15 protein-coding genes are annotated in these 22,530 nt (G+C 71.7%); 13 read left to right on the top strand and 2 right to left on the bottom strand.

Features of this window, described 5'->3' with window-relative positions; genetic code table 11:
• Window positions 1-22 precede the first annotated feature (22 nt).
• The 6 genes from ACZ5CW_RS22190 to ACZ5CW_RS22165 all read left to right on the top strand — a co-directional run bounded on the left by ACZ5CW_RS22190 (window position 23) and on the right by ACZ5CW_RS22165 (window position 9,326).
• Window positions 23-1,057, top strand: coding sequence for an ABC transporter permease (locus ACZ5CW_RS22190; protein ID WP_468603915.1), 1,035 nt, complete (start codon window positions 23-25; stop codon window positions 1,055-1,057).
• Window positions 1,054-2,013: a carbohydrate ABC transporter permease gene (locus tag ACZ5CW_RS22185; RefSeq protein ID WP_468603913.1), complete on the top strand. Its 960-nt coding sequence runs from the start codon at window positions 1,054-1,056 to the stop codon at window positions 2,011-2,013. The genes ACZ5CW_RS22190 and ACZ5CW_RS22185 overlap by 4 nt, the downstream gene beginning before the upstream one ends.
• A 230-nt stretch (window positions 2,014-2,243) precedes the next feature.
• On the top strand, window positions 2,244-4,421 hold the full coding sequence (locus tag ACZ5CW_RS22180) for a 1,4-beta-glucanase (RefSeq protein WP_468603911.1): 2,178 nt from the start codon (window positions 2,244-2,246) through the stop codon (window positions 4,419-4,421).
• Window positions 4,418-6,388 carry a beta-galactosidase gene (locus ACZ5CW_RS22175; protein WP_468603909.1) on the top strand — a complete coding sequence of 657 codons (1,971 nt, stop codon included), beginning with the start codon at window positions 4,418-4,420 and terminating at the stop codon, window positions 6,386-6,388. Before ACZ5CW_RS22180 ends, ACZ5CW_RS22175 begins: the two co-directional genes overlap by 4 nt.
• Window positions 6,385-8,577: a glycosyl hydrolase family 95 catalytic domain-containing protein gene (locus ACZ5CW_RS22170; RefSeq protein WP_468603907.1), complete on the top strand. Its 2,193-nt coding sequence runs from the start codon at window positions 6,385-6,387 to the stop codon at window positions 8,575-8,577. Before ACZ5CW_RS22175 ends, ACZ5CW_RS22170 begins: the two co-directional genes overlap by 4 nt.
• Window positions 8,578-8,612: 35 nt before the next feature.
• Window positions 8,613-9,326, top strand: coding sequence for a glycoside hydrolase family 12 protein (locus tag ACZ5CW_RS22165; protein ID WP_468603905.1), 714 nt, complete (start codon window positions 8,613-8,615; stop codon window positions 9,324-9,326).
• Window positions 9,327-9,369: 43 nt separating this feature from the next.
• Here the strand turns inward: ACZ5CW_RS22165 and ACZ5CW_RS22160 are convergent, their stop codons facing one another.
• Window positions 9,370-11,412: a glycoside hydrolase family 31 protein gene (locus tag ACZ5CW_RS22160; protein ID WP_468603903.1), complete on the bottom strand. Its 2,043-nt coding sequence runs from the start codon at window positions 11,410-11,412 to the stop codon at window positions 9,370-9,372.
• Between the two features lie 123 nt (window positions 11,413-11,535).
• Entirely contained in the window at window positions 11,536-12,549 is a 1,014-nt protein-coding gene (locus tag ACZ5CW_RS22155; RefSeq protein WP_468603901.1) for a LacI family DNA-binding transcriptional regulator, read from the bottom strand.
• Window positions 12,550-12,881: 332 nt separating this feature from the next.
• Between ACZ5CW_RS22155 and ACZ5CW_RS22150 the strand changes: the two genes are divergently transcribed.
• The 7 genes from ACZ5CW_RS22150 (at window position 12,882) to ACZ5CW_RS22120 (ending at window position 22,399) form a co-directional block, all read left to right on the top strand.
• On the top strand, window positions 12,882-14,819 hold the full coding sequence (locus ACZ5CW_RS22150) for an acyl-CoA dehydrogenase family protein (RefSeq protein WP_468603899.1): 1,938 nt from the start codon (window positions 12,882-12,884) through the stop codon (window positions 14,817-14,819).
• A gap of 228 nt (window positions 14,820-15,047) precedes the next feature.
• Complete coding sequence (dxr, locus tag ACZ5CW_RS22145; RefSeq protein WP_468603897.1) at window positions 15,048-16,319, top strand: 1-deoxy-D-xylulose-5-phosphate reductoisomerase; 1,272 nt, start codon at window positions 15,048-15,050, stop codon at window positions 16,317-16,319.
• Window positions 16,316-17,620, top strand: coding sequence for a M50 family metallopeptidase (locus ACZ5CW_RS22140; RefSeq protein ID WP_468603895.1), 1,305 nt, complete (start codon window positions 16,316-16,318; stop codon window positions 17,618-17,620). Before dxr ends, ACZ5CW_RS22140 begins: the two co-directional genes overlap by 4 nt.
• A gap of 170 nt (window positions 17,621-17,790) precedes the next feature.
• A complete protein-coding gene (ispG, locus tag ACZ5CW_RS22135; RefSeq protein ID WP_468603893.1) occupies window positions 17,791-18,948 on the top strand; it encodes a flavodoxin-dependent (E)-4-hydroxy-3-methylbut-2-enyl-diphosphate synthase in 1,158 nt (385 codons plus the stop codon).
• A 173-nt stretch (window positions 18,949-19,121) separates the two neighbouring features.
• Window positions 19,122-19,970 carry a GNAT family N-acetyltransferase gene (locus tag ACZ5CW_RS22130; RefSeq protein ID WP_468603891.1) on the top strand — a complete coding sequence of 283 codons (849 nt, stop codon included), beginning with the start codon at window positions 19,122-19,124 and terminating at the stop codon, window positions 19,968-19,970.
• A gap of 104 nt (window positions 19,971-20,074) precedes the next feature.
• Window positions 20,075-20,605, top strand: a complete 531-nt coding sequence (locus ACZ5CW_RS22125; RefSeq protein WP_468603889.1) for a GNAT family N-acetyltransferase — start codon at window positions 20,075-20,077, stop codon at window positions 20,603-20,605.
• Between the two features lie 90 nt (window positions 20,606-20,695).
• Entirely contained in the window at window positions 20,696-22,399 is a 1,704-nt protein-coding gene (locus tag ACZ5CW_RS22120; protein WP_468603887.1) for a proline--tRNA ligase, read from the top strand.
• Window positions 22,400-22,530 lie beyond the last annotated feature (131 nt).

Below are 22,530 nucleotides of genomic sequence, written 5' to 3'. Positions count from 1 at the left end.
GCACTGAGGCAAGGAGAAGGCCGTGTCCCACAGCACGGTGCCTCGGAGCAGCGCCGAGGCCGACACGACGGCGAAGACCCGGGTGGAATCCGGCGGCGCCACCGGTCCCCGCCGACGGCGGCGCGCGCAAAGACCGAGCCTGCGCCTGCGGTTCAGGCGCGACCGCGTCCTGCTCCTGATGACGCTGCCCGCCGTCACCCTGGTCCTGCTCTTCAACTACATACCGATCCTCGGCAACATCGTCGCCTTCGAGGACTACGACCCCTACGTCAGCGACAACGGCGTCGTCTCCATCCTGCACAGCCCCTGGGTCGGCCTGGACAACTTCCAGCAGATCTTCCAGGACCCCGACTTCTGGAGCGCGGTGCGGAACACGCTGGTGCTCTTCGTCCTCCAGCTCGTGCTCTACTTCCCGATCCCGATCCTCCTCGCGCTGCTCATCAACAGCGTCGTCAGACCCCGGGTGCGGGCCGTCGCGCAGGCCGTCCTCTACCTGCCGCACTTCTTCTCGTGGGTGCTGGTCGTCGCCGTCTTCCAGCAGCTGCTCGGCGGCGCCGGGCTGCTCTCCCAGCTGCTGCGGCAGCACGGCTTCGACGGCCTCGACATCATGACCGACCCCGGCACCTTCAAGTACCTCGTCACCGCGCAGAGCGTGTGGAAGGACGCGGGCTGGGGGATCATCGTCTTCCTCGCCGCGCTGGCCTCCGTCAGCCCGGACCTGTACGAGGCCGCCGCGATGGACGGCGCCGGCCGCTGGCGCCGCATGTGGCACGTCACGCTGCCCGCGCTGCGCCCGGTGATCGCGTTGCTGCTGGTACTGCGCGTCGGAGACGCGCTGACGGTCGGCTTCGAACAGATCCTGCTCCAGCGCGACGCCGTCGGACCGGGCGCCTCGGAGGTCCTCGACACCTTCGTGTGGTGGAACGGAGTCCGCAACCAGGACTTCGGCTACGCGGCCGCCGCCGGTCTCATCAAGGGCGTGGTCGGCATCGGCCTGGTCCTCGCCGCCAACAAGGTGGCCCATCTCATGGGCGAGCAGGGGGTGTACCGGAAGTGACGGCCGTTCTCGACAAGCCCGTGGACGAACCGGCCGGCAGGCCGGCGGACCGGCCGCGCCGGTGGGCCGCCCCGCCCCGCCCGGTGTGGGAGGAGCCGCCGAGCAGGGCGGGCCTCGCGGGTAAGGGGATCGTGCTGACGCTCGCCTGCCTGGGGGTCCTCTTCCCCCTGTGGATCGTCGTCGTCACCAGCCTGTCCTCGCGGAAGACCATCGACGAGGCCGGCGGCCTGGTCATGATCCCGAAGGACGTCACCTTCGTCGCCTACCGGGAACTGCTCAGCGGCGGCCAGGTCACCCGTGCCGCGGTCATCAGCGTCCTGGTCACCCTGGCCGGCACGCTCTTCTCCATGACGGTGTCCGTCCTGTGCGCGTACGGCCTCTCGCGCAGCGGCTCGCTGGGGCACCGGGGGATCCTGATGGCGCTGATGGCGACGATGTTCTTCAGCGCCGGTCTCATCCCGACCTACCTGCTGGTGCAGTCCCTCGGCCTGACCGACACCTACCTGGCGTTGATCCTGCCCAGCGCGGTCAGCGTCTTCAACGTCCTCGTCCTGCGCGGGTTCTTCATGGGCATCTCGCCGGAACTGATCGACAGCGCGCGCATCGACGGGGCGGGGGACGTCCGCATCCTGTGGCAGATCGTGATGCCGCTCTCGCGGGCGGTCCTCGCGGTGATCACGCTCTTCTACGCGGTCGGGTACTGGAGCGCCTGGTTCAACGCGTCGCTGTACCTCAACGACCAGGACATGATGCCGCTGCAGAACGTGATGATCCAGCTCGTCCAGAAACAGGAGGCTCCGGTGGGGCTGGGCCAGGCCATCAAGACCGGTGAACTGTCCGGGCTGGCCGTACAGATGGCGGTCATGGTGCTGGCGCTGCTGCCGGTGGCGGTTCTGTCCCCGTTCGTCCAGCGGCACTTCAAGAAGGGGATGCTGACGGGCGCCGTGAAGGGCTGACCGGGCGCCTGCTGAAGGGGCCGGTGCGGTCGCGTCGGCGGCCGCGGGTCCGCTGCGCGGGCAGCGCCGTGGAACTGCGGGCCGTCCACCGCGCGGGCCCGACATGGCTCGTCGCGCAGTTCCCCGCACCCCTTCGGGGCGCTGCCCGGCCACGGGCGGTCGTGCCGCCGGGCCCCCGGCCGGCACCCGCCCCCGACCACCCATCCCATCCACGCTCAGTGAGGTTCCCCATGCCCACCCCAACCCGCCGAACCGTTCTCGCAGGGACGGCAGCCGCGGCAGCGATGCTGAGCCTCCCGGCCGAGGCCGCCGCGGCCGGACGGCCCGCCCAGCGCTACCGATGGCGCACCGCGGTCATCGGCGGCACCGGTTTCGTCACCGGCATCCTCTTCCACCCCACCACTCCCGGTCTCGCCTACGCCCGCACGGACATCGGCGGCGCCTACCGCTGGGACGCCCGCACCGCCCGCTGGACCCCCCTCACCGACCACCTCGGCTGGGACGACTGGAACCTCCTCGGCGTGGAGGCGATGGCCGTCGACCCCGCCCATCCGGACCGGCTCTACCTCGCCCTCGGCACGTACGCCCAGCCCTGGGCCGGCCCCGGCGCGCTGCTGCGCTCCGACGACCGCGGCCGGACCTGGCACCGCACCGATCTCACCGTGCGCCTCGGCGCCAACGAGGACGGCCGCGGGACCGGCGAGCGACTCCTCGTCGACCCCCGCGACAGCGACACCCTCTGGCTCGGCACCCGCCACGACGGGCTGCTGACCTCCGCGGACAGGGGCGCCACGTGGGCGACCGCCACCGGCTTTCCGCCCGCCCCCACCGCCTCCGGCCAGGGCGTCACCCTCCTCGTCGCCGCCGGCCGTGCCGTCTACGCCGGCTGGGGCGACGCCGGCGGCACCTCCCCGAACCTCTTCCGCACCACCGACGGCACCACCTGGCAGCCCGTCCCCGGACAGCCCGCCGACACCTCCGCCAAGGTCCCCGTCCGCGCCGCGTACGACCACAACACCCGTGAGCTGTACCTCACGTACGCCGACGCACCCGGCCCAGGCGGCCAGACCGACGGCAGCGTGCACAAGCTCGACACCGCCACCGGCAGCTGGAGCGACGTCACCCCCCTCGCCCCGGGCGGCGGCGACACCTTCGGCTACGGCGGAGTCGCCGTCGCCGCCCGCCGTCCCGGCACGGTCGTCGTCTCCACCAACAACCGCTGGTCGGCGGTGGACACCCTGTACCGCAGCACGGACGGCGGCCGCAGCTGGGTCTCCCTCAAGGACACCGCCGTCCTCGACGTCTCCGAGACCCCCTACCTCACCTGGGGCGAGGACGAGCCGAAGTTCGGCTGGTGGATCCAGGCCGTAGCCGTCGACCCGTACGACGGCGCGCACGTCCTCTACGGCACCGGCGCCACCGTCTACGGAACTCGCGACCTCGTCCACTGGGCGCCCCGCACACGTGGCCTGGAGGAGACGTCGGTCCGCCAACTGATCTCGCCGCCGGCCGGAGAGGCCCACCTGATCAGCGGGAACGGTGACATCGGCGTGCTGTACCACGAGCGGCTCACCGTCTCCCCGTCCCGCGGCATGGCCACCGACCCCGTCTTCGGCACGGCGACCGGACTCGCGCAGGCTGCGGCGAGACCGTCGTACGTCGTGCGCACGGGATGGGGTGATCACGGCAACGGTGCCTCCTCGGCGGACGGCGGGCGCACCTGGACGCCCTTCCCGGCGCAGCCCGCCCTGGCCAAGGACGCCCCCGGGCCGATCGCCGTCAGCGCCGACGGGCGGGTGCTGCTGTGGACCTTCGTGCACTGGGACGGCACCAGGCACCCGGCCCACCGCTCGGCGGACGGCGGCGCGACCTGGGCGGAGGTCGCCTCCTTCCCGAAGGGCGCCACCCCGGTCGCCGATCCGGTCGACCCGGCCGTCTTCTACGCGTACGACACCGACACGGGCACGCTGTTCGCCAGCACCGACGGCGGCCGTGGCTTCACCGCCCGCGCCACCGGGCTGCCCGCCGGCGACAGCCAGTTCCAGCTGGCCGCTGCCCCGCACCGCACCGGCGAGCTGTGGCTGAGCACCAAGGAGCACGGGCTGTACCGGTCCACGGACGGCGGGGCGGGCTTCACCAGGGTCGGCAGCGCCCGCACCGCGTACACCCTCGGCTTCGGCAAGGCGGCCCCCGGCGCCGACCACCCGGCGCTCTACCTGGTCGGCGCCACGGACGCCGGCACCGCCGTCCACCGTTCCGACGACCGGGCCGAGTCCTGGGTGCGCGTCAACGACGACGCGCACCGGTGGGGCTGGACCGGACAGGCCGTCACCGGTGACCCCCGCGTGTACGGCCGGGTCTACGTGGCCACCAACGGGCGCGGCATCCAGTACGGGGAGCCCGCGTGAAGCCGACGCTCGCCGACGCCACCCGGGGCCGCATCCTCTTCGGCGGCGACTACAACCCCGAGCAGTGGCCGGAGGAGACCTGGCGGGACGACGTCCGGCTGATGAGGCAGGCCCGGGTCAACTCGGTCACGGTCGGCGTCTTCTCCTGGGCGAAGCTCGAACCTGAGCCCGGGGCAAGGGAGTTCGGCTGGCTGGACCGGCTGATGGACCTCCTGCACGACAACGGCGTCGGTGTCGTCCTCGCCACCCCCACCTCCTCCCCGCCCCCCTGGCTGGGCCGCCTGCACCCGGACACCCTGCCCCGGGACGCGGACGGACGCATCGAGTGGTGGGGCGGCCGCCAGCACTTCTCGCACTCCAGCGCCACCTACCGGCGGCACGCCGCCGCCATCACCGAGGACCTGGCCGCCCGCTACGGCACCCACCCGGCGCTCACGATGTGGCACATCAACAACGAGTACTGCACCTTCGACCACGGCGACGAGGCGGCCGCCGCCTTCCGCCGCTGGCTGCGCGCGAGGTACGGCACCCTCGACGCGCTCAACGCCGCCTGGGGCAGCGCCTTCTGGAGCCAGGGCTACGACACCTGGGACGGCATCCTGCCCCCGCGCCACGTCCACTACCTGAAGAACCCCGCTCAGGTGCTGGACTTCCGGCGCTTCACCTCCGACATGCTCCTGGAGTGCTACTCCGCCGAGCGGGACATCGTCCGCCGGTACACCCCGCACCTCCCGGTCACCACCAACTTCATGCCGCTGTGGATCGGGCAGGACGCCTGGCGCTGGGCCGAGGAGGAGGACGCCGTCTCCGTCGACCTCTATCCCGACCCGCGCGATCCGCTGGGCGCGCAGCGCGGCGCGCTCGTGCAGGACCTGACCCGCTCGCAGGCCCGCGGGCCCTGGATGCTCATGGAGCAGGCGGCCGGACCGGTCAACTGGCGCGGTGTGAACCATCCCAAGCCGCGCGGTCTCAACCGCCTGTGGTCCCTCCAGGCCGTCGCCCGGGGTGCCGACGCCGTCTGCTACTTCCAGTGGCGGCAGTCCCGGCAGGGCGCCGAGAAGTTCCACTCCGGGATGGTCAGCCACGCGGGGGAGGAGGGGCGCACCTATCAGGAGGTCAGGCGGCTGGGTGACGACCTCGCCCGGATCTCCGAGGCGGTGACGGGCAGCCGCATCAGCGCCGGTGTCGCGATCCTGCACGACTGGCACTCCTGGTGGGCCGGTGCCCACGAAGGGCGGCTGTCCACCGAGGTGGACCTGCCGGAGGTCCTCACCGCCTGGCACCGGGCCCTGTGGGAGGCCCACCTCACCACCGACTTCGCCCACCCGGAGCACGACCTGTCCGGCTACCGCCTCGTCGTCGTCCCGCAGCTCTACCTCCTCACCGACACCGCCCTGACCAACCTCCTCACGTTCGTCCGCGGCGGCGGCACACTGGTCTGCGGCTTCCTCACCGGCATCGCCGACGCGGACGACCGGATACGGCCCGGCGGCATGGACGCCCGGCTGCGCGAGCTGTTCGGCATCCGCACCCTGCACGAGTGGTGGCCGCTGGAGCCGGGGGAGACCGTCGAGTGCGAGGGCTTCCGCGGCACGCTGTGGTCGGAGGAGATCGAGCCGGAGCCCGGCGCCGCCGAGTCGGTGCCGTACAAGGGCGGGGAACTCGACGGGCTGCCCGCCGTGCTCCGCCGGGGTCGCGCGTGGTACGTGTCCACGCTGCCCGAGCCGGAGGCGCTGAGCGCCCTGCTGTCCTCGATCGCCGCCGAGGCGGGGGTGCGGCCGGTGCTCGACGGGCTCCCGGCGGGCGTGGAGGCGGTGCGCCGGGGCGAGCTGCTGTTCCTGCTCAACCACGGGCGGCAGCCGGTCACCGTCGACGTCCCCGGCAGCCACCGCGACCTGCTCGGCGGTACCGCCGTCACGGACGCGGTCACCCTCGGCCGCTACGGCGTGGCGGTGCTGCGGTCATGAGTCGCACACCGGTCCACGGCACCTGGGAGCCGGCCCCGGCCACGCGCTGGGAGGACGCCTTCCTGACCGGCAACGGCCACCATGGCGCCCTTGTGTTCGGTGATCCGAACGACGACCGGGTCATCGTCACGCAGCACACCCTGGTGCGGCCCAACGGCTCCGAGCACGCCGAGCCGCCCCGGCTGGCCGCCGAACTCCCCGCGCTCCAGGACCGGTTGCTCGCCGGTGACCGCACCGCCGCCGAGGGCTTCGGCGACGCCCGCCCGCTGCAGTGGGTGCAGCCCTTCCACCCCGCGTTCCAGGTGCGGGTGCGCAGACCCGCCGGCACCGCGCGGGGCTATCGCCGTGCCGTCGACTTCACCAGCGGAGAGGTCACGGCCGGCTGTGACGGCTTCGGCAGCCGTGTCTTCGTCTCCCGCGCGGACGACGTGATCGTGCACGAGGTCGCGGCGGACGACCTCGACATCCTGCTGGACCACCGGCTGCCGGGCGCCCCCGCCGGGCTGCGCGTCGGCCATGGCACGCTGCTCACGCCCGAGGGCGCGCTGCTCAGCCTGCGCGCCCGTTACCCGGGCGGCGCCCGCGCCTACACCGGCGTGACCCTCGTCGCCGTCCGCGGCGGCGGCACCGAACTCGTCCCGCCGGCCGTCCGCGTCACCGGCGCCCGCTCGGTGCTGCTGCTCAGCCGGGTGCACCGGCACACCGGGGAGGCGGACGTGATCGCCGAGGCCCGGCGGCTCCAGGGCCTCCTCGACGGCACCGAGCAGCCGTACGACCTTCTCCTCGCCCGTCATCTGGCCCGGCACCGCACCGCCTACCGGCGCGTGAGCCTCGACCTCGGCGCCGACCCCGCCGAGCGCGCCCTGCCCGGTTCCCGGCTGCTCGAGCGCCCGCACAGCCCGGCCCTGCTGGAACGGCTCTTCGCCGCCGGCCGCTACCACCTGCTCTCCAGCAGCGGCCTGCTGCCGCCCCGGCTCACCGGGCTGTGGACCGGCGACTGGGACACCGCCTGGTCCGGTGCGTTCACCACGAACGCCAACCTCAACCTGCAGACGGCCGCCGCCCCCGCCGCCGACCTCCCCGAGGTCACCGAGGCACTGGCCGCTCTCGTCGAGCGGCAACTGCCCGACTGGCGGGCCAACGCCCGCGCGATCTTCGGCACCCGGGGCGTGGTCGCGCCCTCGCACACCGACGGCGAGTCCGGGCTGACGTACCACTTCAGCCGCGAGTACCCGCTGCACCTGTGGACCGCCGGGGCGGACTGGCTGCTCAAGCCCCTGGTCGATCACGACGACGTCCGTGGCGAACACGATCCGCGCACGGCTGCCGCCCTCGCCGAGACCGCCGCCTTCTACGAGGACTTCCTCACCCGCACCGACGCCGACGGCCGCCTCGTCGTCGTGCCGTCCTACTCACCGGAGAACCGTCCCGCGAACGCGAGCTGGGGCACGCTCAACGCGGCCATGGACCTCTCCGCCGCCCGGCACGCCCTCCTCACCGCCGCCCGCTACCACCCCGGACGGGCGCGGAAGTGGCGGACGTTGGCGGACCGGCTGCCCCCGCACCGGATCAACGCCGACGGCGCCCTCGCCGAATGGGCCTGGCCGGGCCTGGAGGACTCCTACGACCACCGCCACCTCAGCCACCTCTACGGCGTGTGGCCCCTGGACGAGATCAACCCCTACGACACCCCGGACCTGGCCGCGGCCGCCCACCGCGCCCTCGCCCTGCGCGGTGCGGAGAACCACTCGGCGCACGGCCATCTGCACCACGCCCTGATCGCGGCCAGGCTCCGGGACGCCGACCGGGTCGGCCACGCCCTGCGTCAGGTCCTGGAGGGCGGCTTCTTCCACACCTCCCTGATGAGCGCCCACTACCCCCACCAGGACGTCTACAACGCGGACGCCGCGCACACCCTGCCCGGCGTCCTGATCGAGATGCTCGTGCAGTCCACCCCAGGCCGCCTGGTCCTGCTGCCCGCGGTGCCGGACACCTGCCCGCGTGGCGAACTGCGCGGCGTGCGCACCCGGTTCGGCGCGCGGCTGGACCTCAGCTGGACCCCGGACGGTGCCCGCGCCGTCCTGCGGCCCGGCCGCACCCACCGCATCGAACTGCGGACTTCCTCCGGCGCCGAGCCGCTCGACCTCGTCGCCGGAGAAGACCGCGTTCTCACCCTGGGGGCGCGGTGACCGGAGCAATTCCCCCCACCCATGGAAGGGACACCATGGCAACACGCACCCTGAACAGGGTCGCCAAGGCCCTGATCGCACCCGCCCTCGCCCTCGGCGCCACCGTCGGCCTCGCCTCCGCCCCCGCCTCCGCCGCCGTCTGGAACTCCTGCGACCAGTGGGGCAACACCACCCTGAACGGCTACACCCTCTACAACAACATCTGGGGATCCGGCGCCGGCAGCCAGTGCGTCTGGGCCAACTCCGGCACCAACTGGGGTGTCTGGGCGAACCACCCGAACACCGGCGGCATCAAGTCCTACCCCAACGCCAAAAAGGTGATCAACAAGCCGATCTCCTCCCTGACGTCGCTCACCAGCAGCTACAACGTCACCGTGCCGTCGTCCGGCGCGTACAACACGTCGTACGACATCTGGGACACCGCCTACGACTACGAGATCATGCTCTGGGTCAACAAGACCGGCGCCGTCGGCCCGCTCGGCACCTCGCAGGGCACCGTGACCCTCGGCGGTTCCACCTGGACCGTCTACAAGGGCAACAACGGCTCCAACGAGGTGTTCTCCTTCATCCGCAGCTCCAACTCCGGCTCCGGCACGGTGAACATCCTGCCGATCCTGAAGTGGATCAAGGACACGAAGGGCTGGTTCGGCAACGTGACCATCGGTGACGTGCAGTTCGGCTACGAGATCACGTCCTCGTCGGGCGGCCTGGACTTCACCACCAACAGTCTGACGGTCAGCGGCGGTTGAGCGACCGGGGCCGGCCCTCCCCCGTGGGGCCGGCCCCTTCCGCTCACTCCGCGATCGGCAGCCGCGCCCCGTCCCGCAGGAACAACGGGATGCGGTCCAGCGGCGCGTCCACCGTCACCGCACCACCGCCCTCGAACGTCTCGCCCGTCCAGGCGTCCGTCCAGCGCGCGCCGGCCGGCAGGTACACGGTCCGGGCCGTCGCGCCCGCCGTCAGCACCGGGGCGACCAGCAGGTCCCGGCCGAAGAGGTAGGCGTCGTCCACCGACCACGCCGCGTGGTCGCCGGGGAACTCCAGGAACAGCGGGCGCATCACCGGCAGGCCCTCCTCGTGCGCCTCCCGCATGACACGGAGGATGTACGGCTTCAGGCGCTCGCGCAGCAGCAGGTACCGCTCCAGGATGTCCCCGGCCTGCTCGCCGTACGACCACACCTCGTTCGGGCCGCCGGTCATCTCCGGGCCCAGCGGCATGCCCGGGTCGCGGAAGCCGTGCAGCCGCATCAGCGGGGACAGCGTGCCGAACTGGAACCAGCGGATCATCACCTCCCGGTACGCCGGGTCGTCCGGGTCGCCGCCGTGGAAGCCGCCGATGTCGGTGTTCCACCAGGGAATGCCGGAGAGGGCGGTGTTGAGACCGGCCGCCAGCTGGCGGCGCAGGGTCGCGAAGTCGGTGCCGATGTCACCGGACCACAGGGCGGCGCCGTAGCGCTGGCTGCCCGCCCACGCCGAGCGGTTCAGCGTGACCACGTCCGTCTCGCCCGACGCCCGCAGACCCTCGTAGAAGGTGCGGGTGTTCTCGCGCGGGTAGAGGTTGCCGACCTCCAGGCCGGGGCCCGCCCAGTAGCGCAGGTTCGCGGAGAATCCGGGCTTCAGCTCGGGCTCGCACGCGTCCAGCCAGAAGGCCGTGATGCCGTACGGGGCGAGGTAGTTGTCGCGGACGCGGGACCAGACGAACGCGCGGGCGTCGGGGCTGGTGGCGTCGTAGAAGGCCACCTGGACGGTGGCGGCGACCTCCTTGTCCGGCCAGTCGGCGTGCGCCGTCGGGCCGTACTGCGTGCCGATGAAGTGGCCGCGCTGCTCCATCACCGCGTGGTTCTCGGACAGCGGGGACACCGACGGCCACACGCTCACCACCAGCTTGACGCCCAGCTCGTCCAGCTCGCGCACCATCGCCGCCGGGTCCGGCCACTCCTTCGGATCGAACTTCCAGTCACCCAGGTGGGTCCAGTGGAAGAAGTCGCAGACGATCGCCGACAGGGGCAGACCGAGCCGCCTGTACGTCCGCGCCACGGTGAGGAGTTCCTCCTGGGTGCGGTAGCGCAGCTTGCACTGCCAGAAGCCGGCCGCCCACTCCGGCAGCATCGGCGAGCGCCCGGTCACCGCGCTGTAGGTGCGCTGCCCGTCGGCCGGGGTGCCCGCCGTGATCCAGTAGTCGATCTGCCGGGCGGAGTCCGCGACCCAGCGGGTGCCGTTGCCCGCCAGCTCCACGCGGCCGATCGCCGGGTTGTTCCACAGCAGGGTGTAACCCCGGCTGGACACCAGCACCGGGATGCTCACCTCGGCGTTGCGCTGCACCAGGTCCAGCACCAGACCCTTCTGGTCCAGCCGCCCGTGCTGGTGCTGGCCCAGGCCGTAGAGCTTCTCGCCGTCGTAGGCGGAGAAGCGCTGCTCCAGCCGGTGCTGGCCGCCTCCCACGGCCGTGTACAGGCGCGGGCCCGGCCACCAGAAGTGGGCGCGCTCCTCGGCGAGGACCTCCGTACGGTCGTCCGTGCGCAGGAAGCGGACCAGGCCCTCGGCGCTCACCTCGACGGTCAGCGCGCCGACGGTCAGCAGTCCCTCCCCGTCACCGATCTCGACCGTGCCGTCGCTCCGCGGGCGCTCGTCCGACAGGGCGCCCGGCAGCCCTTCCAGCACCGGGCCGCCGAGCCGGGCGCGCACCCGGACCGCGTCCGGACCCCATGGCTCGATCCGCACCGTCTCCTGGCGTCCGCTCCACTCCAGCGCGCCGTCCCGCTCACGGAAGGTGCCGACGGTGGGGGAGGACTGCGCGAGACTGACCTTGGGCTGCGTGTCGACAGGCTGATTCACGACGTGCTCCTGAAGGAGTGCAGGACAGGGACAAGGCAGGCGGAGAGGTGCCCCGGACGCCGGCCCGGTGCCGACCGGGGGCCGAAGAGGAGAAGAAGAGAAGAGGAGAAGAGAAGGGGAACGTCAGGACGCGGCGGGCGCCGGGCCCGAACTCGCCCGTACCGTCAGCTCGGGCGCGAGCAGCACGACCTCGTCGCCGCCCCGCCCGTCCAGCTTGGCCACCAGGTGCTCCACGGCGCGCCGGCCCATCTCCTGGGCGGGGATGGCCACCGAGGTCAGCCGCACCGAGGCCTGGACGGCGACCTGGTCCGGGCAGACCGCGACCACGGACACGTCCTCGGGAACGGCCCGGCCCTGCTGGCGCAGCAGCGCCAGCAGCGGCTCCACCGCCGACTCGTTCTGCACCACGAACCCGGTCGTGCCCGGGCGTTCGTCGAAGACCCGGGCCAGTGTCGCGGCCATCGCGTCGTACCCGCCCTCGCACGGCCGGTGCAACAGCCTGAGGCCGGACTCCCGGGCCCTGGAGCGCAGTCCGTCCAGGGTGCGTTCGGCGAAACCCGTGTGCCGCGCGTAGACGGCCGGGGCCTCACCGATGACAGCGATGTCACGGTGCCCGAGCCCCGCCAGATGCTCCACGCACAGCGCGCCCGTCGCGCTCCAGTCCAGGTCCACGCAGGTCAGGCCGGTGGTGTCGGCGGGCAGGCCGATCAGGACGGAGGGCTGGTCGGTCCCGCGCAGCAGCGGCAGCCGCTCGTCCTTCAGTTCGACGTCCATCAGGATCATCGCGTCGGCGAGGCCGCTGCCGGTGACCCTGCGCACCGCGTCGGGCCCCTCCTCACCGGTGAGCAGCAGGACGTCGTAGCCGTGCGTGCGGGCCGTGGTGGCCACCGCGATGGCGATCTCCATCATCACCGGCACGTACATGTCGGTGCGCAGCGGGATCATCAGCGCGATGATGTTCGACCGCTTGCCGGCCAGGGCGCGGGCGCCCGCGTTCGGGTGGTAGCCGAGTTCCCGGATGCTCTGCTCGACCCGCTGCCGGGTGGTCGCGGAGATGGACCGCTTGCCGCTGAGGACATAGCTCACCGTGCTCGCCGAGACTCCGGCATGCTGGGCGACCTCGGCGAGGGTGACCATCCAGCTCTCCAAGCGTTGTGAAGCGCTTCGACAAAGCGCGCTGCCGACAGGGGACGAGTGAGGGTGAGATTGACCCTAGCCTCAGCGAGGGTGGGGTGTCCATAGGCTGTCGAAGCGCTTCGACAGTTTTCTCGCCCCACCCGCGCCCGGGCCGGCGGAGGGTGGGCAGAGGAGCAGTACACACCCCTGCCCCCACGCTCCGGTGGGGCTTTCGGCCGTTCGGACGCGCGAGGGGTGGTGGGGTCGGCCCGTTTCGGGTACCAACGATCCAGTAGCACGGGTCGGTAACGAACGGTCCGCAATCATCCCTCTTCGCGGCGAGGTGAGCCTCCATGTCCGCCACCACCACCCCACGCACCACCGTCACCGAGCGCGAGGCCCGTCAGGTGGCGGAGGCCGCCCGGCAGCAGGACTGGCACAAGCCCAGCTTCGCCAAGGAACTGTTCCTCGGGCGCTTCCGGCTCGACCTCATCCACCCCCACCCGCTCCCGGACGACGAGTCCGTCCGGCGCGGCGAGGAGTTCCTCACCGAGCTGCGCGCCTTCTGCGAGACGGGCATCGACTCGGCCCGCATCGAACGCGAGGCCCGCATCCCCGACGAGGTCGTGGCCGGGCTGAAGGACCTCGGCGCCCTCGGCATGAAGATCGACCCCAAGTACGGCGGCCTCGGCCTCACCCAGCTCTACTACAACAAGGCCCTCGCACTGGTCGGCTCCGTGAGCCCCGCCGTCGGCGCGCTGCTCTCCGCCCATCAGTCGATCGGAGTGCCGCAGCCGCTCAAGATGTTCGGCACCCAGGAGCAGAAGGACGCCTTCCTGCCCCGCTGCGCCCGCACCGACATCTCCGCCTTCCTGCTCACCGAGCCGGACGTCGGCTCCGACCCGGCACGCCTCGCCACCACGGCCGTACCCGACGGCGACGACTACGTCCTCGACGGGGTGAAACTGTGGACCACCAACGGGGTGGTCGCCGACCTGCTCGTGGTCATGGCGCGGGTGCCGAAGTCCGAGGGCCACAAGGGCGGCATCACCGCATTCGTGGTGGAGGCGGCCTCCGAGGGCATCACCGTGGAGAACCGCAACGCCTTCATGGGTCTGCGCGGCATCGAGAACGGCGTCACCCGCTTCCACCAGGTGCGGGTCCCCGCCGCCCACCGCATCGGCCCCGAGGGCGCCGGGCTGAAGATCGCGCTCACCACCCTCAACACCGGCAGGCTCTCGCTGCCCGCCATGTGCGCCGGCGCCGGCAAGTGGTGCCTGAAGATCGCCCGTGAGTGGGCGGCCGAGCGGGAACAGTGGGGCAAGCCGGTCGCGCTGCACGAGGCCGTCGGCTCCAAGATCAGCTTCATCGCGGCCACCACCTTCGCCCTGGAGGCCGTCCTCGACCTGTCCTCGCAGATGGCCGACGAGGACCGCAACGACATCCGCATCGAGGCCGCCCTCGCCAAGCTCTACGGCTCCGAGATGGCCTGGCTGATGGCCGACGAACTGGTGCAGATCCGCGGTGGCCGCGGCTACGAGACGGCCGAGTCACTGCGGGCGCGCGGCGAGCGCGGCGTCCCGGCCGAGCAGATCCTGCGCGACCTGCGCATCAACCGTATCTTCGAGGGCTCGACGGAGATCATGCACCTCCTCATCGCCCGGGAGGCGGTCGACGCCCACCTCTCGGTCGCCGGTGACCTCATCGACCCCGACAAGTCCCTGTCCGACAAGGCGAAGGCGGGCGCGAACGCGGGCGTCTTCTACGCCAAGTGGCTGCCGAAGCTGGTCGCCGGCCCCGGCCAACTGCCCACCTCCTACGGCGAGTTCAAGCACGGCATCGACCTCTCCGGGCACCTTCGCTACGTCGAGCGCACCGCCCGCAAGCTGGCCCGTTCCACCTTCTACGCGATGTCCCGCTGGCAGGGCCGGATGGAGACCAAGCAGGGCTTCCTCGGCCGGATCGTGGACATCGGCGCCGAACTCTTCGCCATGAGCGCGGCCTGCGTCCGTGCCGAGCTGCTGCGCGGCCGGGGCGAGCACGGCCGCGAGGCCTACCAGCTCGCCGACGCCTTCTGCCGGCAGGCCCGCATCCGGATCGAGGAACTCTTCGGCCGGCTGTGGACCAACACCGACGACCTCGACCGCAGGGTGGTCAAGGGGGTCCTCGGCGGGGCGTTCGAATGGCTGGAGGAGGGCGTCATCGACCCGTCCGGGGACGGCCCGTGGATCGCGGACGCGGCCCCCGGCCCCTCCGCCCACGAGAACGCCCGCCGCCCCTTCGGGGCCTAGGGGGCTTCGTTCGGCTCGGTCCGGGTCCGGCCTGATCCGAACGCCCCCCCAGCGGGACCCGTCGCGCACGGGCCGGTCGTCCACCGGCCCGTGCCGCGGCTCCGGCCCGTGATCTTCACGGGTGTTTCACAACAGGAGAAACGCTTCATCCGGTGGCGAAGGCCGCGCACACACCCGCCCGAGGGACGCGCTGTCCTGACGGCCGCCGCTTGCGGCAACAATGGGGGGATGACCGACAGTCCCGCCCGTCCGGCACCCCTCGCCGACCCGCACCTCGTCTACGACCCCCTCGCCGGGGACGGACCCAAGGACGTGGTGATCCTCGGCTCCACCGGATCCATCGGCACCCAGGCCATCGACCTCGTGCTGCGCAACCCCGACCGCTTCCGGGTCACCGCCCTGTCCGCGAACGGCGGCCGGATCGCCCTCCTCGCCGAGCAGGCGCACCGGCTGCGGGTGCGCACCGTCGCGGTCGCCCGCGTGGACGCCGTACCCGCCCTGCGCGAGGCGCTCGCCGCCGAGTACGGCGCCGGGCAGCCGCTGCCCGAGATCCTCGCCGGACCGGAGGCGGCCACCGAGGTCGCCGCCTCCGACTGCCACACCGTGCTGAACGGCATCACCGGGTCCATCGGCCTCGCGCCCACCCTCGCCGCCCTGGAGGCCGGGCACACCCTCGCCCTGGCCAACAAGGAGTCGCTGATCGTCGGTGGGCCGCTGGTCACGGCGCTCGCCAAGCCCGGGCAGATCATCCCGGTCGACTCGGAGCACGCCGCGCTCTTCCAGGCCCTGGCCTCCGGCACCCGCGCCGACGTGCGCAAGCTGGTCGTCACCGCCTCCGGTGGCCCCTTCCGCGGCCGGACCAGGGCCGAGCTGGCCGACGTCACCGTCGACGACGCCCTCGCCCACCCCACCTGGGCGATGGGCCCGGTGATCACCATCAACTCGGCGACCTTGGTCAACAAGGGACTGGAAGTCATCGAGGCGCACCTCCTCTACGACATTCCCTTCGACCGCATTGAGGTGGTCGTGCACCCGCAGTCGTATGTCCACTCGATGGTCGAGTTCACCGACGGTTCCACGATCGCCCAGGCGACGCCCCCCGACATGCGCGGGCCCATCGCCATCGGTCTGGGCTGGCCCGAACGCGTCCCGGACGCGGCACCCGCCTTCGACTGGAGCAAGGCCTCGACCTGGGAGTTCTTCCCGCTGGACAACGAGGCCTTCCCCTCGGTGAACCTCGCCCGGCACGTGGGGCAGCTCGCGGGGACGGCGCCGGCGGTGTTCAATGCGGCCAACGAGGAGTGCGTCGAGGCCTTCCTGGGCGGCGCGCTGCCCTTCAACGGGATCATGGAGACCGTCACCCGGGTGGTCGAGGAGCACGGCACCCCGGTCACGGGAACCTCGCTCACCGTGTCGGACGTCCTCGAAGCGGAGACCTGGGCACGGGCCCGGGCCCGTGAACTCACAGTCACGACGGCGACCGCGGAGGCGCGTGCATGACGACCTTGATGTTCATCCTCGGCATAGTGGTCTTCGCGGTCGGCCTGCTCGTCTCCATCGCGTGGCACGAGCTGGGGCACCTGTCCACGGCCAAGCTCTTCGGCATCCGCGTTCCGCAGTACATGGTCGGCTTCGGCCCGACCGTCTGGTCGCGGAAGAAGGGCGAGACCGAGTACGGCATCAAGGCCATCCCGCTCGGCGGCTACATCCGCATGATCGGCATGTTCCCGCCCGACGGCGAGGGCCGGGTCTCGGCCCGCTCCACCTCCCCGTGGCGCGGCATGATCGAGGACGCCCGCTCGGCCGCCTTCGAGGAACTCAAGCCGGGTGACGAGACGCGCATGTTCTACACGCGCAAGCCGTGGAAGCGGGTCATCGTCATGTTCGCGGGCCCCTTCATGAACCTGGTCCTCGCGATCGGCCTGTTCTTCACCGTGCTCATGGGCTTCGGCATCCAGCAGCAGACCACCACCGTCGCCTCCGTCTCGCCCTGCGTCATCGCCCAGAGCGAGAACCGCGACAGCTGCAAGAAGTCCGACCCGGCCTCTCCGGCCCAGGCCGCCGGCGTGCGCAAGGGCGACAAGATCGTCTCCTTCGACGGCAGGTCCACCAAGGACTGGAACACCCTCTCGGACCTCATCCGGGACAGCGCCGGCAGGACCGTGCCGATCGTCGTCGAACGCGACGGCGGGCAGCTGACCCTGCACGCGAAGATCGCCACCAACCTGGTTGCCAAGAAGGACTCCAGCGGCACCTACGTCCAGGGCAAGTACGTCAAGGCCGGATTCCTCGGCTTCAGCTCCGCCACCGGCGTGGTGAAACTGGACGCCGGTGACTCCGTGACCTGGATGACCGACCGGGTCGGCGACGCCGTCGACTCCCTCGCCGCCCTGCCCGGCAAGATCCCCGCCCTGTGGGACGCGGCCTTCGGCGACGGCCCGCGCGAACCCGACTCCCCGGTGGGAATCGTCGGCGCGGCCCGCATCACCGGCGACATCGCCACCCTGGACATCCCCGCCTCCCAGCAGCTGGCGATGTTCGTGATGCTGCTCGCCGGGTTCAACCTCTCGCTGTTCCTGTTCAACATGCTCCCGCTGCTCCCGCTCGACGGCGGGCACATCGCGGGCGCCCTGTGGGAGGCCTTGCGGCGGAACCTGGCGCGGGTGCTGCGCCGGCCGGACCCCGGTCCGTTCGACGTGGCCAAGCTGATGCCGGTGGCCTACGTGGTGGCCGGGATCTTCGTCTGCTTCACCGTCCTCGTGCTGATCGCCGACTTGGTCAACCCGGTGAAAATCTCCTAGTCACCCGATGTTCGAAGAGGCCCGGAATCCTTGGGGTTCCGGGCCCCTTCCATCGAGTGGGTTTACCGGGTGGGATGTGCTGGCGCGGGGGGCCGTGCCGTAATCTCGAAGCCTGGAGCCCGCCGTTCACGGGACCGGATCTTGATCCACGACTTGGGGTTGCACAGCAGATGACTGCGATTTCTCTCGGCATGCCGTCCGTTCCGACCAAGCTCGCCGAGCGTCGGAAGAGCCGGCAGATCCAGGTCGGAAGCGTGGCGGTCGGCGGAGACGCACCCGTCTCGGTCCAGTCGATGACCACGACCCGCACGTCCGACATCGGCGCCACCCTCCAGCAGATCGCCGAGCTGACCGCCTCCGGCTGCCAGATCGTCCGCGTCGCCTGTCCCACCCAGGACGACGCCGACGCCCTCGCCACCATCGCCAGGAAGTCGCAGATCCCGGTCATCGCGGACATCCACTTCCAGCCCAAGTACGTCTTCGCCGCCATCGAGGCCGGCTGCGCCGCGGTCCGCGTCAACCCCGGCAACATCAAGCAGTTCGACGACAAGGTCAAGGAGATCGCCAAGGCCGCCAAGGAGCACGGCACCCCGATCCGCATCGGCGTCAACGCCGGCTCGCTCGACCGCCGCCTGCTCCAGAAGTACGGCAAGGCGACCCCCGAGGCCCTGGTCGAGAGCGCCCTCTGGGAAGCCTCCCTCTTCGAGGAGCACGACTTCCGCGACATCAAGATCTCCGTCAAGCACAACGACCCGGTCGTCATGATCGAGGCCTACCGCCAGCTCGCCGAGCAGTGCGACTACCCCCTCCACCTCGGCGTCACCGAGGCGGGCCCGGCCTTCCAGGGCACGATCAAGTCCGCGGTGGCCTTCGGCGCCCTGCTCTCCCAGGGCATCGGCGACACCATCCGCGTCTCCCTGTCGGCCCCGCCGGCGGAGGAGGTCAAGGTCGGCCTCCAGATCCTGGAGTCGCTGAACCTCAAGCAGCGCGGCCTGGAGATCGTCTCCTGCCCGTCCTGCGGCCGCGCCCAGGTCGACGTCTACAAGCTCGCCGAAGAGGTCACCGCCGGCCTGACCGGCATGGAGGTCCCGCTGCGCGTCGCCGTCATGGGCTGCGTCGTGAACGGCCCCGGCGAGGCCCGCGAGGCCGACCTCGGCGTCGCCTCCGGCAACGGCAAGGGCCAGATCTTCGTCAAGGGCGAGGTCATCAAGACCGTCCCCGAGTCCAAGATCGTGGAGACCCTCATCGAGGAGGCCATGAAGCTGGCCGAGCAGATGGAGAAGGACGGCGTCGCCTCGGGCGAACCGTCGGTCTCGGTGGCGGACTGAGCTTCCGGCTCCGAGGGCGGAAGCGCCCGCGAGGGGCACGGGGAACGGCGTGACGAGCCGGGGACGACCCGTGGCCGCCGGAGACCCCGAGCCCCTCGAACGCGAAGGCGCACCGCCAAAGCAGCGCGGCTATAGTGCGGAGATCAGCAGAACCCCACGGTGAGGCCCCGCACGTGTTGACCCAGACCACCTCACGGGTGCTCGAACCGAGCGACCTTGACGCCGCGCTCGCCGTCCTCGACCGCGAGCCGGTGGCGAACGCCTTCGTGACCTCCCGGATCCAGGTCGCCGGCCTCGACCCGTGGCGTCTCGGCGGCGAGATGTGGGGCTGGTACGAGGACGGCATGCTCACGTCGCTGTGCTACGCGGGCGCCAACCTGGTCCCGATCTGCGCCACCCCGCGCGCCGTCCGTGCCTTCGCCGACCGCGCCCGCCGGGCCGGCCGCCGCTGCTCCTCCATCGTCGGCCCCGCCGAACCCACCGCCGAGCTGTGGCGCCTGCTGGAACCCCACTGGGGCCCGGCCCGCGAGGTCCGCGCCCGCCAGCCGCTCATGGTCACCGACCGCATGCCCGCCGACATCGCCCCGGACCCGTACGTCCGCCGCGTCCGCAAGGACGAGATGGAGACGATCATGCCGGCGTGCGTGGCGATGTTCACCGAGGAGGTCGGCGTCTCCCCGCTGGCCGGTGACGGCGGCCTGCTGTACCAGGCCCGCGTCGCCGAACTCGTCGGTGCCGGCCGCTCCTTCGCCCGCCTCGACGACCACGGCAAGGTCGCCTTCAAGGCGGAGATCGGCGCGGCGACCTCCCAGGCCTGCCAGATCCAGGGCGTATGGGTGGCCCCCGAATACCGGGGCAGGGGCCTGGCGGCCCCCGGCATGGCGGCGGTCCTGCGCTACGCCCTGACCGACGTGGCACCGGTGGTGAGCCTGTACGTGAACGACTTCAACACGGCGGCGCGAAGGACGTACCGGCGCGTGGGCTTCCAGGAGGTCGGAGCCTTCATGAGCGTGCTCTTCTGAGGTCTCGAACGCAGCCGGGCGGAAAAGGGGGCGAGGAGAGCGGCCGTCGGCCGCGACGCACCCGCACCCGGCCGACGGCCGAAGCGGCCCTGTACCCTCCCCGCATGGACCTCGTGATCGGCCCCTTGGACCTCGCAGCCCACGTCGACGAGGCCCTCGCCGTCCAAGCCGTCGCCTTCGGCCTCGGCCCGGACGAAGTCGCCGTACGCCGCCAGATCGTCCAGCGCCACATGCAGTACCAGGGCGCGCGGGCCCTCGGCGCGACCGTCGGCACGCAGCTCGTCGGCTTCGTCTACGGCATGCCCAACAGCCGCATCCACTGGTGGTCCACCGTTGTGGAGCCGTACCTCCGCGCGGGCGGCAACGACTTCTGGCTCGACGACTCCTTCGTCATCACCGAGCTGCACGTCCACCCCGCCCAGCAGAACCGCGGCATCGGCCGGCGCCTGATCACCACCATCACCGACACCGCCGCCGAGCCCCGCTCGATCCTCTCCGCGATCGACACCGACAGCCCCGCCCGCGGCCTCTACCACTCCCTCGGCTATGTCGACCTCGCCCGCCAGGTCCACTTCCCGAGCGCACCCCGGCCGTACGCCGTGATGGGCGCCCCGCTGCCCCTGCGCCGCAAGTAGGGACGTTCACCCTCAACCGATTTCCACCGGCACAGCCGACCCGGCTAACCTCCTATGCCATCACCCTTTCCCGGCAGGAGTACGAGAACCATGGCCAACGCACCGGTCCAGCGCATGTCCCAGTTGATGGCGAAGACGCTGCGCGACGACCCGGCGGACGCCGAGGTCCTCAGCCACAAGCTCCTCGTCCGCGCCGGCTACGTCCGCCGCACCGCCGCCGGTATCTGGTCCTGGCTGCCCCTCGGCAAAAGGGTCCTCGCCAACGTGGAGCGGATCGTCCGCGAGGAGATGGACGCCATCGGCGCCCAGGAGGTGTCCCTGCCCGCCCTGCTGCCGCGCGAGCCCTACGAGGCCACCGGCCGCTGGGACGAGTACGGCCAGGAGCTGTTCCGGCTGAAGGACCGCAAGGGCGGCGACTACCTCCTCGGCCCCACCCACGAGGAGATCTTCACCCTCCTGGTCAAGGACCAGTGCACGTCCTACAAGGACCTGCCGGTGATCCTCTACCAGATCCAGACCAAGTTCCGTGACGAGGCCCGCCCCCGCGCCGGCATCCTGCGCGGCCGCGAGTTCCTGATGAAGGACTCGTACTCCTTCGACCTGGACGACGAGGGTCTCGGCCAGTCCTACGCCCTGCACCGCCAGGCCTACCGGCGCACCTTCGAGCGCCTCGGCCTCGACTACCGCATCGTCGCCGCCACCGCCGGCGCGATGGGCGGCTCCAAGTCCGAGGAGTTCCTCGCCCCGGCCGAGGCCGGCGAGGACACCTTCGCGGACTGCCCGAACTGCGACTTCGCCGCCAACACCGAGGCGATCACCTACGAGCTCAAGCCGGTGGACGGCTCGGCCGTGCCCGCGCTCGAGGAGATCCCCACCCCCGACACCCCGACCATCGAGACCCTGGCCGCCTCCCTCGGCGTCCCGGCCTCCGCCACGCTGAAGAACCTGCTGGTCAAGGTGGACGGCGAGATCGTCGCCGTGGGCGTGCCCGGCGACCGCGAGGTCGACCTGGGCAAGGTCGAGGAGCACTTCGCCCCGGCGGTCGTCGAGATGGTCACCGAGGCGGACTTCGCAGGCCGCCCCGACCTGGTCCGCGGCTACGTCGGCCCCCAGGGCCTGGGCGAGAAGGTGAAGTACATCGCCGACCCGCGCGTGGCTCCCGGCACCGCCTGGATCACCGGCGCCAACAAGGACAACACCCACGCGAAGAACGTCGTCGCCGGGCGTGACTTCGAGGTCGACGAGTACGTGGACGTCGTCGTGGTCCTGGAGGGCGACCCCTGCCCGAAGTGCGGCACCGGCCTGAAGCTGGACCGCGCCATCGAGATCGGCCACATCTTCCAGCTGGGCCGCAAGTACGCCGACGCCCTCAAGCTGGACGTGCTCGGCCAGAACGGCAAGCCGGTCCGCGTCACCATGGGCTCCTACGGCATCGGCGTCTCCCGGGCCGTCGCCGCGCTCGCCGAGCAGACCGCCGACGACAAGGGCCTGGTGTGGCCCAAGGAGGTCGCCCCGGCCGACGTGCACGTCGTCGCCGCCGGCAAGGCGTTGCAGACGGAGCTGGCCCTCGACGTCGCCGAGAAGCTGGCCGCCGCGGGCGTCCGCGTCCTGGTGGACGACCGGGCCGGGGTCTCCCCGGGCGTGAAGTTCACCGACGCCGAGCTGATCGGCGTCCCGCAGATCCTGGTGGCCGGCCGCCGCTCCGGCGAGGGCGTCCTGGAGCTGAAGGACCGCAAGACCGGTGAGCGCGAGGAGCTGACGGTCGAGGACGCGATCGCGCGCCTGACGGCATAGCCGGACCACGGCCGACGCCGACGGACCGGGGGCCCCGAGAGGGTCCCCTAGGGGCCGGTGTGTCCCCCGCTCTGCAAAAGGGTCGGGGTGGAAAAGGGGGCTCTGGGAGGGGGGGCGTGGGCGCCATCCCT

Source organism: Streptomyces sp. NPDC031379, from assembly GCF_055569615.1.
Note: the sequence above shows the minus strand (reverse complement) of the source record. Positions and strands in the feature narration are given on the sequence as shown.

Excerpts from the sequence above, each read along its gene's own strand:
- ACZ5CW_RS22180 (WP_468603911.1), top strand. The coding sequence starts at position 2,244 with ATGCCCACCCCAACCCGCCGAACCGTTCTCGCAGGGACGGCAGCCGCG.
- ACZ5CW_RS22170 (WP_468603907.1), top strand. The coding sequence starts at position 6,385 with ATGAGTCGCACACCGGTCCACGGCACCTGGGAGCCGGCCCCGGCCACG.
- ACZ5CW_RS22165 (WP_468603905.1), top strand. The coding sequence starts at position 8,613 with ATGGCAACACGCACCCTGAACAGGGTCGCCAAGGCCCTGATCGCACCC.
- ACZ5CW_RS22155 (WP_468603901.1), bottom strand. The coding sequence starts at position 12,549 with ATGGTCACCCTCGCCGAGGTCGCCCAGCATGCCGGAGTCTCGGCGAGC.
- ACZ5CW_RS22150 (WP_468603899.1), top strand. The coding sequence starts at position 12,882 with ATGTCCGCCACCACCACCCCACGCACCACCGTCACCGAGCGCGAGGCC.
- dxr (WP_468603897.1), top strand. The coding sequence starts at position 15,048 with ATGACCGACAGTCCCGCCCGTCCGGCACCCCTCGCCGACCCGCACCTC.
- ACZ5CW_RS22140 (WP_468603895.1), top strand. The coding sequence starts at position 16,316 with ATGACGACCTTGATGTTCATCCTCGGCATAGTGGTCTTCGCGGTCGGC.
- ispG (WP_468603893.1), top strand. The coding sequence starts at position 17,791 with ATGACTGCGATTTCTCTCGGCATGCCGTCCGTTCCGACCAAGCTCGCC.
- ACZ5CW_RS22125 (WP_468603889.1), top strand. The coding sequence starts at position 20,075 with ATGGACCTCGTGATCGGCCCCTTGGACCTCGCAGCCCACGTCGACGAG.
- ACZ5CW_RS22120 (WP_468603887.1), top strand. The coding sequence starts at position 20,696 with ATGGCCAACGCACCGGTCCAGCGCATGTCCCAGTTGATGGCGAAGACG.